Raw genomic sequence first — 13,544 nt, 5'->3', positions numbered from 1 at the left:
TGGCCGGCTCCGCCGTCGTTACTTGAGTTTGAGGACCCGATCGGTCAGGGACAGCACCTCGGCGGCCAGTGACGGGTTCTCGTTGAGCCGAACGCCGTATCCCGGGAGCATCTCCTTCAGCTTCGGCTCCCAGTCGGACATCTTGGCGGGGAAGCACCGCTTCAGAAGCTCCACCATGATCGGGGCAGCGGTGGATGCGCCGGGAGATGCTCCGAGCAGCGCACCGACCGAGCCGTCCGACGACGTGATGACCTCGGTGCCGAACTGCAGCACGCCGCCCTTCTTCGGAGCCTTCTTGATGACCTGTACACGCTGCCCGGCAGAGATCAGTTCCCACTTGCCGCCGTCGGCCGACGGGAGGAACTCGTTGAGCGACTCGTTCTTGGCCTCGCGGTTCTTCAGGACCTCGGTGATGAGGTACTTGGTCAGCGGCATGTTGTCCTTGGCCACTGCGAGCATCGGCACGAGGTTCGACGGCCGGATGGAGCCGGGGAGGTCCAGGTAGGAGCCCCGCTTCAGGAACTTCGTGGAGAAGCCCGCGTAGGGGCCGAAGAGCAGCGAACGCTCACCCTTGACGAAGCGGGTGTCCAGGTGAGGCACGGACATCGGGGGAGCGCCGACCGACGCCTGGCCGTACACCTTGGCATTGTGCTGGCTGACCAGCTCGGCGTCGGTGCACCGCAGGAACTGGCCCGACACGGGGAACCCCGCGAAACCGCGGCCCTCGGGGATGCCGCTGCGCTGCAGAAGGTGCAGGGCCCCGCCGCCGGCGCCGATGAAGATGAACTTCGTGGTCACGGTGGTGGTCTGGCCCGTCGCCCTGTTCCTGACCTTGACGTCCCACCGGCCGTCGGAGGCGCGCGCGACGTCGAGCACGTCGAAGCCGTAGTGGAGGTCGACGCCGGTTCCCTCGAGGTAGCCGGTGAGCTGGCGGGTCAGGGCACCGAAATCGACGTCCGTCCCGCCCGCGACACGCGACGCAGCGACGGGCTGGGAGGGGTTGCGGCCCTTCATCACCAGCGGTGCCCAGCCGGCGATGGTGTCGTGGTCCTCGCTGTGTTCCATCGTGTTGAACAGCGGCTGCGGGCTGAGCGCCTCGTAGCGCTTCCGCAGGTAGTCGGCGTTGGCCTGGCCCCAGACGAAGCTCATGTGCGGGACGGGATTGATGAAGGTGCGCGGATCGCCGATGTGCCCCTCGGACACCATGTGCGACCAGAACTGGCGTGAGACCTGGAACTGCTCGTTGATGGCGACGGCCTTGGCCGGATCGACGGAACCGTCCTTGCCGGCGGGAGCGTAGTTCAGCTCGCACAGCGCCGCGTGGCCTGTCCCGGCGTTGTTCCAGGGGTCCGAGCTCTCGAGACCGGCGACGTCGAGCCGTTCGAAGAGTGAGATGTCCCACTCGGGCTGGAGCTGCCGGAGGAAGGCGCCGAGCGTGGCACTCATGATCCCGCCGCCGATCAGGACGACGTCGGTGGACGTGGCGGGTGTGCCCTGGCTGTTTGTGGTCAACGTGGTCTCCAGTCGCGAGGTTCTAGCAGGGAAAGCCTAGCGGCTGGTAGTGACCTTACTTAAATCAGCGCGGCATCCTCCGACCTGGCCCGGCGTCACTCCGACGGGGCGGGCCGGGGCTCGACATCCGCGAGGTCGATCCGGTTGAAGACCTCGTTCAGAACGGGGCTGACGGGGTAGGCCGTCACGCGCGCGCTCATCGCGAGCGCGGAGATGGGGAAGGCGAGCGGTACGGCCGGGATCCGGTCGGAGATCTGCGCACTGATGTCGCCATAGGCCGCCGTACGGTCCTCCCCGTTCGGCAGGCCGCGTGCCCGGTTGATCTTGCTGAACAGCTGAGGGTCCTCGTAGGCGAACTCGTCGTTGTAGCTGCCGAAGAGGGCGCCGACGAAGTTGTCAGGATCCTGGTACCCGCCACTCCAGCCGAGGAGGTGGAAGGCCCTCGCGCCGGGCTCCTGGACCGTCGCCACATAGCCGTCGCTCCACTCGATCGGCACGGGCTTGATGTTGAACCCTGCCGCCGTCAGCTGGCGGCTCAGCTCGGCGTAGGCCTTCTCCGGCGACGGCAGGTAGGCGCGGGACACGTTGCGCGGGTAGTAGAAGGGCAGCTCCCGTCCGTCGTAGCCGGATTCCGTCAGCAGTTCCTGCGCGAGGTCGGGATCGTAGCCGTAGTCCTCGACGTCGTCGTTGCTGACCCCGAGCTTCTCCGGGACGAACTGGCGTGCCGGCTTGGTCCCGTTCAGGAAGCGGCCGTCGATGAGCGCGTCCTTGTCGATGGCGTGCGCGACGGCCTGGCGGAAGAGGATGTCGTCGACGCCGGGGAAGTCCGCGTTCATCCCCAGGTACAGCACGGAGTACGGGTCGCGTTGGAGGAACTGGAGTCCGTTGCGGGCGAGGTCGACGGCACTGTCGACGGAGACGAAGTCGTAGCCGTCGATCCGCCCGGACGTGAGCGCCCGTGCCCTGGAATCGGGGTTGGAGATGGTCGTGAACACCACCCTGTCGACCTCGCCCCGCTCACCCCAGTACCCTTCGACGAATTCGAGTTCGACGTTGCCCTGGTCCCAGGAGACGAGCCGGAACGGGCCCGTCCCCACGGGTGCCTGCCCGTAGCGGGAGACAGCTGCCCCGCCGCGGGACTCACTGAGGTCGTCCGCCGCCCCCGCCTCAAGTGCGGCGGGGGATGACATGGCGAACGCCGGAGCCGCAAGTGCCGGGATGAGGCCCGTGATCCGCCCGTTCAGCCGGAGGAGGACGGTGTGCTCCGCCGTCGCCGTGCACCCCTTGTACAGACTGACGTCGGGCTGGTCGGAGAAGGCCTTGAACACGCTCTCGAAGGGAAGGCGGGAGGTGCCGGAGCGGGCGCTCTCCGGCAGCGAGTACCAGCGATCGAAGTTGGCGCACACCGCCTCCGCGTCGAACGGTCGGCCGTCGGAGAAGACGACGTCGTCCCTCAGTGTGAACTCGTAGGCCCGGCCGCTGTCCTGCTCGTCCCAGGACTCGGCCAGCAGTGCTGTCGGTTCCGAGGTCAGCGGGTCGACGCCGACGAGGCCCTGCAGGATCTGCTGGCTCACGCGGTAGGACTCGGTGTCGTCGGCGAGCGCGGGGTCCAGCGTGCGGGGCTCGGCGGCAGTCCCGAAGGTGAAGGTCGAGGCGCCCGGCACGGTCGTGGCGGTCGCCGACGGCTGCGGTGGCGCGATCTCGGCCGGTGTGCAGGCGACGAGCGGGACCAGGGCCGCCAGCACCGCCGCCAGCGTCGCGCGGCGGCGGGCCCGTCCGCGGGTGCGGCGCGCGGCAGGGGTCTTCACAGGCTTCGATCTCCGAAAGGCAGGGGGATTCCCGGTTCTTCGGGAGCCGGGTGTCTGGAAAGCCCAAGTCTAGGCGATGGTCCTGTCCGCGCCACTCAGGAAGGCGGTGTATGAGCACGGGGGGACGGACCCCCTCGCCCGAGGGCGGGAGGGTCCGTCGGTGACCCCCGGCCCGGGTTAGAGGAACGGACCAGGGACATCGATGGCTCCCCATCGTGTCGATGTCGGAGGTACTTCGGACGTCGTCGAGCGTTGGATGGGTTCCGCACGAAAAAGCTCCGTTCCGCACGAAAAAGCCCTGCCGGGCGCGCTGCCCGGCAGGGCTTGGAGGGCCGGTCCCGGGGATTGCGGCCCGGGTGCTCCTGGTTTCGTGGTGCGCAAGAGGGGACTTGAACCCCTACGTCCGAAGACACTGGAACCTAAATCCAGCGCGTCTGCCAATTCCGCCACTCGCGCCCGGATGCCGTCCAGCAGGAGGGCATCCTTCGGGTTTCACTCTAGCGCCAAAGCGGCACAGCCTTCGATCCCGGCGCCGGTCCCTACTGGTCGATCCCTACTGGTGGATTCCTACTGGTCGATTCCTAGTGGTCGATTCCTACTGGTCGATCCCGAGGTCGCGCCGCAGCTTCGCCACGTGCCCGGTGGCCCGCACGTTGTACTGCGCGACGGCGACCTTCCCTTCCCCGTCCACGACGACCGTGGAGCGGATGAGCCCCTCGTAGGTCTTACCGTAGTTCTGCTTCTCGCCCCAGGCTCCATAGCTCTCCGCGACCGCGTGGTCCTCGTCGGACAGGAGCGGGAAGTTCAGCGACTCGTTGCCGGCGAAGGCTGCCAGCTTGTCCACCGGGTCCGGCGAGATCCCGAGGACGCGGTAGCCGGCGGCACCGAGCGAGGCCAGGTTGTCGCGGAAGTCGCAGGCCTGTGTGGTGCATCCGGGCGTTGCCGCCGCAGGGTAGAAGTACACGACGACCTTGCTGCCCCGGAAGGAGGACAGCGTCACCTCGTTGCCCTGGGCGTCATTAAGCGTAAAGTCGGGGGCACTGTCACCCGTGGCTAGTCGTTGCGACATGCATACTCCTGAGGATTCGGACGGGCGGGAGGAGCCCGCCTCCCGGCAGGGTCCTCCTCGCGCTGACTAGGAGGAATTGACTAGCCGGCCTAGATATCATAGGTGGAAGATCCGACGCCGACGGCGGCCGCCGGTCTCGCAAGCGAGAGGAAGTGCACTGTTCTATGCCCAATCTGGAGCAATGGCCCACCGGCCGACTGCTGACGACGGCCGCGCGCCTGGTGGAGCACGCCTGGAACGAGCGGCTGGTCGACATCGGTGTGACCCATGCGGGCGTGATCGCGCTCGGAGTCCTCGCCGACCAGGGTGCCATGACGCAGGCCGGCCTTGCCCAGATCGTGCGGGTCCAGGCGCAGACGATGGGCAAGACCCTCGCGCGCCTCGAGTCCAGGGGGCATGTGACGCGGGTGCGCAACGACCTCGACCGACGCTCGCACATGGTGTCCATCTCCCCGGCCGGGCGGGAGGTCCTTGATTCCGCGGACGACATCGAGCGCACCCTGGTGGCGGGCGGCGGGCTCGTCTCCGAGGAACTGCGGAGCCATCTCCAGGCGGTCATCCGCGAACTCGGGGCTCCACGCTGGAACCCGGGGCAGGGGACCGGAACGGTCGACGCCGATCTGGCCCTCGGAGAGCCGGGAGAGACAGGACCCGCTGCGACCGTCGTCGGCTAGCTTCCCGGTGCGCCGCTGGTGAGCGTCCGGTCGTAGCCCCTTGCCTCCGGCAAGGGGCTTTTGCATGTCCCGACCTCCCACCGAGAAGCCGCTTTCTACAGAAGCTGCGGGAAAAGGGGAAGACCCCGGCGCAAAAAAATCCGGAACAGGAAAGGGGTTGCGTACTAAGCAGGCTGATGTTTTGTTGGGAGACGTGAGTGCCCGACGCTTGATGGAGAACAGCATGCAGAGTACGGCCGCCCCCGTGGCGCCCGGCGAAGCCCTTCCGGGGCGCGCCGCCGACCGGAACGACGTCGAACCGTACGACGCGGGACAGGACGACGGGAACGACCGCGACGACGACGAAGCGAACGGCGTCGACGGCACCGACGACGAGGGAATCGGCTGTACCTACCCCGAGCGTCCGCTCAAGGCGGCACTGCAGGACGACATCGCCCTGCGGCACATGGATATCGCCGAATCGGTGGCGCGGTCCTTCGCTGCATCGGGGCCGGAGGCCTCCGACATCCGACAGGTTGCATACCTCGGACTCATCAAGGCTGTGCAGCGTTTCAATCCGGCACGGGGGGTTCCCTTCGCCTCCTTCGCCGTGCCGACGATCAATGGCGAGATCAAGCGGTACCTGCGGGATTCGTGCTGGGTCGTCCGGCCGCCGCGGGACGTCCAGGACCTGCGCACGGAGATCGCCCGGGCAGCACCCGCCATGGCCCAGAGGCTCGGCCGTGAAGCGACGGCCCGCGAACTCGGGCTGGAGCTCGGCTGGCCGGAGGACAAGATCCGCGAGGCGCAGGCGTCCCAGTCGAGCCTGCGGCCCGATTCCCTCGACGCGCCCTTCGAGGGACGCAGCTGGGCGGACACGCTGGCCACCGACTACAACGGCATGGAGCGCAGCGACGACCTGATCTCACTGCGCAGTGCCGTCAACGAACTCGACAGCAGCGAGAAGGAACTCCTCTACCGCCGCTACTTCATGGAGCAGACCCAGCAGCGCATCGGCGACGAGCTCGGCATGTCCCAGATGCAGGTCTCGAGGACCCTGGCGCGGATCCTCGTGAAGCTGCAGAAGAGGCTCCTCGGTGCTCCTGCCGCCCAGGACCAGAGGGCGGCAGGACCCAGGATCGCCTGAACAGGCCTGACCGACGGAATCTCCAGGACCGGAATGTCCCAGGATCAGCCTCTCCGGAGGACCGGCCCTAGGAGATGCCGTGGTCCGCCGCGGCGGCCAGCACCTGCTCGACCGTCACGGCCAGCAGGGCAGGGTCCGGTGCGGGGGAGAAGGTCTCGCCGAGGCGGAGGGACTCGTCCGTCAGGACCGTGTGGGGTCCGGGCGGCGGCCCCCATGACGACACCGGTGCCGGCCCGAACAGGATGATCGACGGCCTCGCGTAGGCCGATGCGAGGTGGGCGGCGCCCGTGTCCGCGGAGACCACGAGGGACGCCCCCGCGATCAGTCGCGCGAAGCGGTCCAGCGGGAGCTTGCCCGCGGCGACCGTGTCCTCGGGCAGGCCGGCTGCGTCCGCGACGGCGAGGGCGCGCGGCCGCTCCTTCTCGCTGCCCGTGAAGACCACCTGATGGCCCGAGGCGGCCAGGGAGCGGGCCACCTCGGCGAACCGCTCGACCGGCCAGAGCCGGCTGCCGTACGCCGCCCCGACATGCACGACGACGGCGTCGGGGGCGGGGCTCTCGCCGTCGGGCACGCGGAGGCGGCAGTCCAGCGGATCCGCCGGAACGCCGTGCCAGCTGACGAGCGAGGCCCAGCGTTTCCGCTCGAGCGCGTCGTTGTCCCACGCGGGCCCCTCCCACCCCGGTGCTCGATGGCCCATGAGGCGTTTCGCGCCGATCTCCGCGAGGCGTCCCCGGCTCTCCGCTCCGTTGCCGTGCAGGTTGACGGCCAGGTCGATCCGCCCGTGCTCGATGGGCAGGGGGTCGTCGAGCCCGTGGGTGGGCAGCAGGTCGTCGACGGCGTCGGTGAGGGCGACGATGGGCCGGAGCCATTCCTGGGCGGCGTAGAAGATCCGGTGGTCGGGGAATGCGCGGCGCAGTCCCCGGAGGGCCGGCACGGCGACGAGGAGGTCGCCGAGTTTCAGTGCACGGAGGGCCAGGATCTCGGGACGCCCGTCGGATGGGGGAGTCGTGCTGGGGATGGCGCGGGGAGTCTGATCGACGGGTAGGGGCCGGTGCGGTCCCTCGGATGCCTGGTGGGCGCTCGCGGCGCTGATGCCCTCGGAAGTCATGCGAATTATCCTGCCAGAGGATCGGAGGGCGTCCGTCGTCCTGCGCCGCCGCGGGGTTGTCACGGGTCGTCAGGGGTCGGCACAGAGCCGGCAGGGAACCGGGAGCAGGCCGGAAGCTCGGTCCGGTAGGAGCAGCGGAAGGAGCAGCGGGAGGAGCAGCGGAAGAAGGAGCAGGAGAAGAAGTTCGGTAGAAAGTGTTTAGTACTGCTTCTTCTCGGGAACTAAGCCAGTATGAACACTTCGGCCGGACGATCCCAGACAGCTCCTCGGGCGGTCCTGTTCGACCGCGACGGGACCATCGTCGTCGACGTCCCCTACAACGGGGATCCAGCGCTCGTACGGCCCATGCCGGGTGCGCGCGAGGTCCTCGACGGCCTGCGGTCGCATGGCATCCCCGTGGGGGTCGTCACCAACCAGTCGGGCATCGCGCGGGGTTTCGTCACGCGGGAGCAGGTCGATGCCGTCAATGCCCGGGTGGAGGAACTGCTGGGCCCCTTCGACGTCTGGGAGATCTGCCCGCACGGGGCGGCCGACGGGTGTGCGTGCCGCAAGCCCGGTCCCGGCATGGTCCTCTCCGCCAGTGCGCGCCTCGGCCTCGACCCGTCCGACGTCGCCGTCGTGGGGGACATCGGAGCGGACATGGGCGCCGCTGCGGCTGCCGGGGCCCGCGGGGTGCTGGTCCCGACCGACATCACGCTCGAGGAGGAGATCCTCTCGGCTCCAGTCGTCGCCCGCGACCTCGCCCATGCGGTCGAGTCCCTGTGGGTGACTCCGTGAGGCGGCGCGTACTCGTGGCCCGGCTCGACAGCGCCGGCGACGTGCTCCTCGCGGGGCCGGCCGTCCGCGCGATCGCGGCAGGGGACCACGGAGACTCCCCGAACGACGTTGTCATGCTATGCGGGCCGCAGGGGGCCGCGGCCGCCAGGCTCCTGCCCGGCGTCGTCGACGTTCTCACCTGGTCCGCGCCCTGGATCGTGGACCCTGCGCCCGAGCCCACTCCCGAACTCGTCGGGGAACTGCACGAGGCGGTGCTGGCACTGGACGTGGACGAGGCCGTTCTCCTGACCTCGTTCCACCAGTCGCCCCTGCCGCTCGCACTGCTGCTCCGGCTGGCTGGAGTGCGGCGGATCGCCGGCGCGTCCGTCGACTATGCGGGCTCGCTCCTGGACGTGCGGCTCAAGCCCGGGGAGGATTTCCCGGAGGACCAGCCGGAGGCCGAGCGTGCGCTGGGCATCGCGGAAGCCGCGGGCTATGCCCTGCCGCCCGGCGACGACGGCCGACTCCAGGTCACCAACCTCACCGACGCGTCGGACCTCGTGGGACGTGGGCCCTATGTCGTCGTGCATCCCGGGGCGTCCGTGCCGGCACGCGCCTGGCCGCCGCTGCACCACGCGGCCGCCGTCGAGCTCCTGACCGCGGCCGGGTTCCGCGTCGTCGTCACCGGCGGACCGAACGAGACCGACCTGACCTCCACCGTCGCCGGACCCGAGGCCCTGGACCTCGGCGGACGGACCGACCTCGCCGCACTGGGCTCCGTCATCGCCGGAGCGTCCGTCGTCGTCACCGGGAACACCGGTCCCGCCCATCTGGCGGCCGCCGTCGGAACACCCGTCGTCTGCCTCTTCTCGCCCGTCGTACCGGCGATCCGCTGGGCACCCTACCGCGTGCCCGTCGAGCTGCTGGGAGACCAGCAGGCCGCGTGTGCGCTCAGCCGGGCCCGTATCTGCCCCGTCCAGGGCCACCCGTGCCTGTCCAATGTCTCCCCGGAGGAGGTCGTCGACGCCGTCCTCCGGCTCAGCTCCGGAATTTCGTCACTCGGCTCACGCCGCAGTATCGGCCGTACAGAAGGCCGCAGAACAACGAGGGGAAACCGATGAGGATCCTGTTATGGCACGTCCACGGAGGGTGGACCGACGCCTTCGTGAGGGGTGCACACACCTATGTGCTGCCGACCACCCCCGACGGCGGCCCATGGGGCCTCGGCCGTGCCGGCCGGAACTGGCCGGAGACCGTCATCGAGGTGGCCCCCTCCGACCTCCGGGACGCCGACATCGACGTCGTCGTCCTGCAGCGGGTCGAGGAGATCGCCGAGTGCGAGCGGCTCCTCGGGCGCACGCCGGGGCGCGATCTCCCGGCCGTCTTCCTCGAGCACAACACCCCCCGTCGCGACATCGTCGGCACCGTGCACCCGCTCGCCGGGCAAACCGACATCCCCGTCATCCACGTCACCCATTTCAACGAACTCTTCTGGGACAACGGCACCGCGAGGACCCGGGTCATCGAGCACGGCATCGTGGACCCTGGGTACCTCTACACCGGTGAGCTCGAGCAGCTCGCCGTCGTCATCAACGAGCCGGTCCGGCGCGGACGCATCACCGGGACGGACCTCCTTCCGCGTTTCGCGGGCGTCGCCCCGCTGGAGGTCTTCGGCATGGGTACGGACCAGCTCGCGGACACGCTCGACCTCGGCCCCGGGGAGCTGCGCATCGGCGGAGACCTCTCCATGGCCGCGCTCCACGCCCGGCTCGGGCGCTCGCGGGCCTACGTCCACCCACTGCGCTGGACCTCCCTCGGACTCTCCCTCCTGGAAGCCATGCATGTCGGGCTTCCCGTGCTGGCGCTGGCGACCACGGAGGCGGCACGCGCGGTGCCCCCCGAGGCCGGCGCCGTCTCGACCAGCGTCGACGACCTCGTGCGGATGGCGGCACGCCTGATCGAGGACCCGGACGAAGCCCGGACACGGGGACTGGCCGCCCGGGAGGCTGCACTCGCACGGTACGGGCTCGCCCGGTTCCTCGCCGACTGGGACGACGTCCTGGAGCAGGAACCGACGCGGCACCCGGTCCTGGCGGTAACAGAAAGGAAAGCGCAGTGAGGATATCGATGGTGTCTGAGCATGCAAGCCCACTTGCGGCGTTGGGGGGCGTCGATGCCGGTGGGCAGAACGTCCATGTGGCCGAACTGTCCCTCGCGCTGGCCCGCCGGGGACACGAGGTCACGGTGTACACGCGCCGCGACGACCCGGCCCTGCCTGACCGCGTTCGGACGGACCCGAGGCTGGAGGTCGTGCATATCACCGCGGGGCCCGTGCGCAGCGTCCCGAAGGACATGCTGCTGCCCTACATGGGCGAGCTCGCCGCGGGCATCGTGGCGGACTGGGGCACCGAACCGCCGGACATCGTGCATGGGCACTTTTGGATGTCGGGACTCGCAGCGCTCGATGCCGCCGGACAGTCACGGGCCGCCGGACGGCCGGTACAGGTCATCCAGACCTTCCACGCACTCGGAACGGTCAAGCGCCGTCACCAGGGCGGCGAGGACACCAGCCCGTCCGAGCGCCTCATGCTCGAGACCATGGTGGGCCGGAGCGCCGACCGCATCGTCGCGACCTGCTCCGACGAGGTCTTCGAACTCAAGGCCATGGGCGTGCCGGGCAGCCGGGTATCGATCGCCCCCTGCGGCGTGGACCTCGAACTGTTCACACCCCACGGCCCGGTGGAGGAGCGCGGACGCGCCTCCAGGATCGTGAGCGTGGGCCGCCTCGTGCCCCGCAAGGGCATGGACCTGGCGATCCGCGCCCTGCGCGAGCTCGCGGACATCGGGCGCGACGACGTCGAACTCGTCATCGTGGGCGGCGCGGGCAACTCCACCGGACTCGAGGAGGATCCCGAGGCGCAGCGGCTCCGCGCGCTGGCGGTCGATCTCGGCGTCGGTGACCGGGTTATCCTCCGCGGCCAGGTGTCGCGAGCAGAGATGCCCGCGGTCCTGCGGAGCGCCGACGCCGTCGTCTGCGCGCCCTGGTACGAGCCGTTCGGCATCGTCCCCCTCGAGGCAATGGCCTGCGGGGTCCCCGTGATCGCCGCAGCCGTCGGTGGGCTCGTGGACACCGTGGTGGACGGTAAGACCGGACTCCACGTCCCCTCGCAGGACCCGGCAGCCATCGCGGCGGCCATTGCCGCCATCGTCGCCGATCCCGAGTGGGGGCGCGAACTCGGCGACAACGGGTACCGCCGCGTCAGGGCCCGCTACTCCTGGAGCCGCATCGCGGCCGACACGGAGAAGGCCTACCAGACTGCACTGGGCGCGGCAGTGCCCGCACAACCGGCAACAGCGCGGCGCAGTGCCGCGCGTCGACTCGAAAGCACGGGAGGCAGGGCACTGTGACCACGCATTTCTCCGACGTATTCCCGGATACGCGCACCGCGGCACCGACCGCCGCACCGACAGCTACGGCCCTCGATCCGGGCAGCCCGGACGGCAGGGCCGACGAGGTGCGGGCCGACTCGCACCGGATCGTCCTGGAGCACCTGCACGCTGTCGCACCGGCGGTCGAGTCCCTCCTCGGCAGCACCGCCACCCTGGCGGCCTGGGGCGTGGAGATGGCAGACCGCCTCCTGGCCGGCCAGCGCCTCCTCGCAGCGGGCAACGGTGGCTCGGCCGCCGAGGCACAGCACCTGACCGCCGAGCTCGTGGGCCGGTTCGACGGCGAACGCGAGCCGTTCTCCGCGATTTCGCTCCATGCGGAGAGCTCCGCGGTGACGGCGATCGCCAACGACTACGGCTTCGACCGGATGTTCGCCCGCCAGGTGAGCGCCCACGGCCGTCCGGGGGACATCCTCATGCTCCTGAGCACGAGCGGCAAGAGCCCCAACCTGCTCAATGCGGTGGAGGCCGCGCGTGCGGTCGGTATCACCACCTGGGCGCTCACCGGTGTGGGCCCCAATCCGCTGACCGAGTGCGTGGACGACTACGTGGCGGTCGACGCGAAGTCCGCCAATGCCCAGGAGGGCCACCTGATAGCCCTCCACGCCATCTGCCGTGCCTTCGACGCAGAGGTGCGCCGCCGGCGGGAGGAGCAGCGATGAGGATCGTGGTGGTCGGAGACGTCCTGCTCGACACGGACCTGTCCGGTGATGCCGGGCGGCTCTCGCCCGACGCCCCCGTGCCCGTCGTCGACGTCGACGCGATCCAGCGCCGCGCGGGGGGAGCGGGCCTCGTGGCCCGCATGCTGCAGGCCGACGGGCACGATGCCGTCCTGGTCACCGTCCTCGGTGAGGACGACGCCGCCGGGCTGCTGCGCACCGAGCTCGACGGGATCACCGTCGTCGCCGGACCCTCGGGAGCACCCACGCCCGTCAAGACGCGCGTGCGCGCCTCCGGGCAGCCCGTGGTGCGCTTCGACGAGGGGTGCGCGACGCCGCCCGTCCCGGGCTGCACCAGGACCATGCTCGGGGCACTCGAGGGAGCCGACGCGATCATCGCCGCCGACTACGGCCGGGGGCTGCTCGCGAACGACGACCTGCGTGCCCGCCTCGAGGCGCTCTCCGCCTCGATCCCCGTGGTCTGGGACCCCCATCCCGCCGGAGCGCAGCCCGTACCGGGCGTCGCTGCCGTGACCCCGAACATCGGCGAGGCCCTCCGCTTCGCCGACGTCCAGGGGTCCGGGGCGCAGGCGGCGGCCGCCGCTGCGGAGGTGCTGCTCGCCACGTGGGAGAGCAGGGCCGTCCTCGTCACGATGGGGGAGCACGGAGCGCTCGTCGCCGCGGCAGGCCTCCTGCCCCAGGTGGTGCCGGCACCACGCGTGAGCGCCTCCGACCCCTGTGGGGCCGGTGACCGCTTCGCCTCCGCGCTCGCCGTCGGGCTCGCTCACGGAGCTCCGATCGACGCCGCCGCGCAGCAGGCGACGGAAGCCGCCGCGCACTTCCTGGCGTCCGGAGGCGTGGGAGCCATGGGCAGGAGCCGCGAGGAAACCCTCGAGCAGTTGCCCGTCGACGGCCTCGACGCTCTCAACGTCGTCCGCCGGACACGGGAATCGGGCGGGACGGTGGTGGCGACCGGCGGGTGCTTCGACCTCCTGCACGCAGGCCACGCCCGCACGCTCGCTGCTGCCCGGCGCCTCGGCGACTGCCTCATCGTCTGCCTCAACTCCGACGAGTCGGTGCGCGGGCTGAAGGGCGAGGACCGCCCGATCATCCGGCAGGAGGACCGCGCGGAGCTGTTGTCCGCCCTCGAATGCGTCGACGCGGTACTCGTCTTCAGCGAGTCGACCCCCGAGAACGCCATCTCGCGCCTGCAACCCGACATCTGGGTCAAGGGCGGCGACTACGCCGCGGAGGACCTCCCCGAGGCTGCCCTCGTCAGCAGCTGGGGCGGCAGGACGGTCACCGTCCCCTACATCCCGGCCCGCTCCACCACGAAACTTGCAGCCGCGCTCGCCCGCGTCGGCTGACGGGCTGCAGACCCGCGC

12 protein-coding genes and 1 tRNA gene are annotated in these 13,544 nt (G+C 70.1%); 8 read left to right on the top strand and 5 right to left on the bottom strand.

What is annotated here, in order from left to right; genetic code table 11:
• Positions 1-18: 18 nt before the first annotated feature.
• From ACX80H_RS03260 to bcp, 4 genes are all read right to left on the bottom strand, one after another.
• On the bottom strand, positions 19-1,512 hold the full coding sequence (locus ACX80H_RS03260; RefSeq protein ID WP_459310976.1) for a malate:quinone oxidoreductase: 1,494 nt from the start codon (positions 1,510-1,512) through the stop codon (positions 19-21).
• Between the two features lie 95 nt (positions 1,513-1,607).
• Positions 1,608-3,320, bottom strand: coding sequence for an ABC transporter substrate-binding protein (locus tag ACX80H_RS03255; RefSeq protein ID WP_459310975.1), 1,713 nt, complete (start codon positions 3,318-3,320; stop codon positions 1,608-1,610).
• Positions 3,321-3,691: 371 nt separating this feature from the next.
• A tRNA-Leu gene (locus ACX80H_RS03250) sits at positions 3,692-3,776 on the bottom strand.
• Positions 3,777-3,915: 139 nt separating this feature from the next.
• Positions 3,916-4,389: a thioredoxin-dependent thiol peroxidase gene (gene bcp, locus ACX80H_RS03245; RefSeq protein WP_459310974.1), complete on the bottom strand. Its 474-nt coding sequence runs from the start codon at positions 4,387-4,389 to the stop codon at positions 3,916-3,918.
• Between the two features lie 164 nt (positions 4,390-4,553).
• Between bcp and ACX80H_RS03240 the strand changes: the two genes are divergently transcribed.
• The gene (locus ACX80H_RS03240; protein ID WP_459310973.1) at positions 4,554-5,063 is read left to right on the top strand and encodes a MarR family winged helix-turn-helix transcriptional regulator; all 510 of its coding nucleotides are present in this window, start codon (positions 4,554-4,556) and stop codon (positions 5,061-5,063) included.
• A 223-nt stretch (positions 5,064-5,286) separates the two neighbouring features.
• Positions 5,287-6,189 (top strand): sigma-70 family RNA polymerase sigma factor, encoded by a 903-nt coding sequence (locus ACX80H_RS03235; protein WP_459310972.1) that lies wholly within the window; start codon positions 5,287-5,289, stop codon positions 6,187-6,189.
• Between the two features lie 67 nt (positions 6,190-6,256).
• Here ACX80H_RS03235 and ACX80H_RS03230 read toward each other — a convergent pair whose 3' ends face one another.
• Complete coding sequence (locus ACX80H_RS03230) at positions 6,257-7,297, bottom strand: glycosyltransferase family 9 protein (protein ID WP_459310971.1); 1,041 nt, start codon at positions 7,295-7,297, stop codon at positions 6,257-6,259.
• A gap of 231 nt (positions 7,298-7,528) precedes the next feature.
• On the opposite strand from ACX80H_RS03230, the gene ACX80H_RS03225 reads away from it, so the two are divergent.
• Genes ACX80H_RS03225 through rfaE2 form a run of 6 tightly spaced genes read left to right on the top strand, consistent with a single transcriptional unit; the run spans position 7,529 to position 13,526 of the window.
• A complete protein-coding gene (locus ACX80H_RS03225) occupies positions 7,529-8,074 on the top strand; it encodes a D-glycero-alpha-D-manno-heptose-1,7-bisphosphate 7-phosphatase (RefSeq protein WP_459310970.1) in 546 nt (181 codons plus the stop codon).
• A complete protein-coding gene (locus ACX80H_RS03220) occupies positions 8,071-9,174 on the top strand; it encodes a glycosyltransferase family 9 protein (RefSeq protein ID WP_459310969.1) in 1,104 nt (367 codons plus the stop codon). The genes ACX80H_RS03225 and ACX80H_RS03220 overlap by 4 nt, the downstream gene beginning before the upstream one ends.
• Positions 9,171-10,172, top strand: a complete 1,002-nt coding sequence (locus ACX80H_RS03215) for a glycosyltransferase (protein ID WP_459310968.1) — start codon at positions 9,171-9,173, stop codon at positions 10,170-10,172. The genes ACX80H_RS03220 and ACX80H_RS03215 overlap by 4 nt, the downstream gene beginning before the upstream one ends.
• Entirely contained in the window at positions 10,169-11,461 is a 1,293-nt protein-coding gene (locus ACX80H_RS03210) for a glycosyltransferase (RefSeq protein WP_459310967.1), read from the top strand. The genes ACX80H_RS03215 and ACX80H_RS03210 overlap by 4 nt, the downstream gene beginning before the upstream one ends.
• Positions 11,458-12,162 (top strand): D-sedoheptulose-7-phosphate isomerase, encoded by a 705-nt coding sequence (locus ACX80H_RS03205; RefSeq protein ID WP_459310965.1) that lies wholly within the window; start codon positions 11,458-11,460, stop codon positions 12,160-12,162. The genes ACX80H_RS03210 and ACX80H_RS03205 overlap by 4 nt, the downstream gene beginning before the upstream one ends.
• Positions 12,159-13,526 (top strand): D-glycero-beta-D-manno-heptose 1-phosphate adenylyltransferase, encoded by a 1,368-nt coding sequence (gene rfaE2, locus ACX80H_RS03200; RefSeq protein ID WP_459310963.1) that lies wholly within the window; start codon positions 12,159-12,161, stop codon positions 13,524-13,526. Before ACX80H_RS03205 ends, rfaE2 begins: the two co-directional genes overlap by 4 nt.
• Positions 13,527-13,544 lie beyond the last annotated feature (18 nt).

It is taken from the genome of Arthrobacter pasteuri (assembly GCF_054510955.1).
Note: the sequence above shows the minus strand (reverse complement) of the source record. Positions and strands in the feature narration are given on the sequence as shown.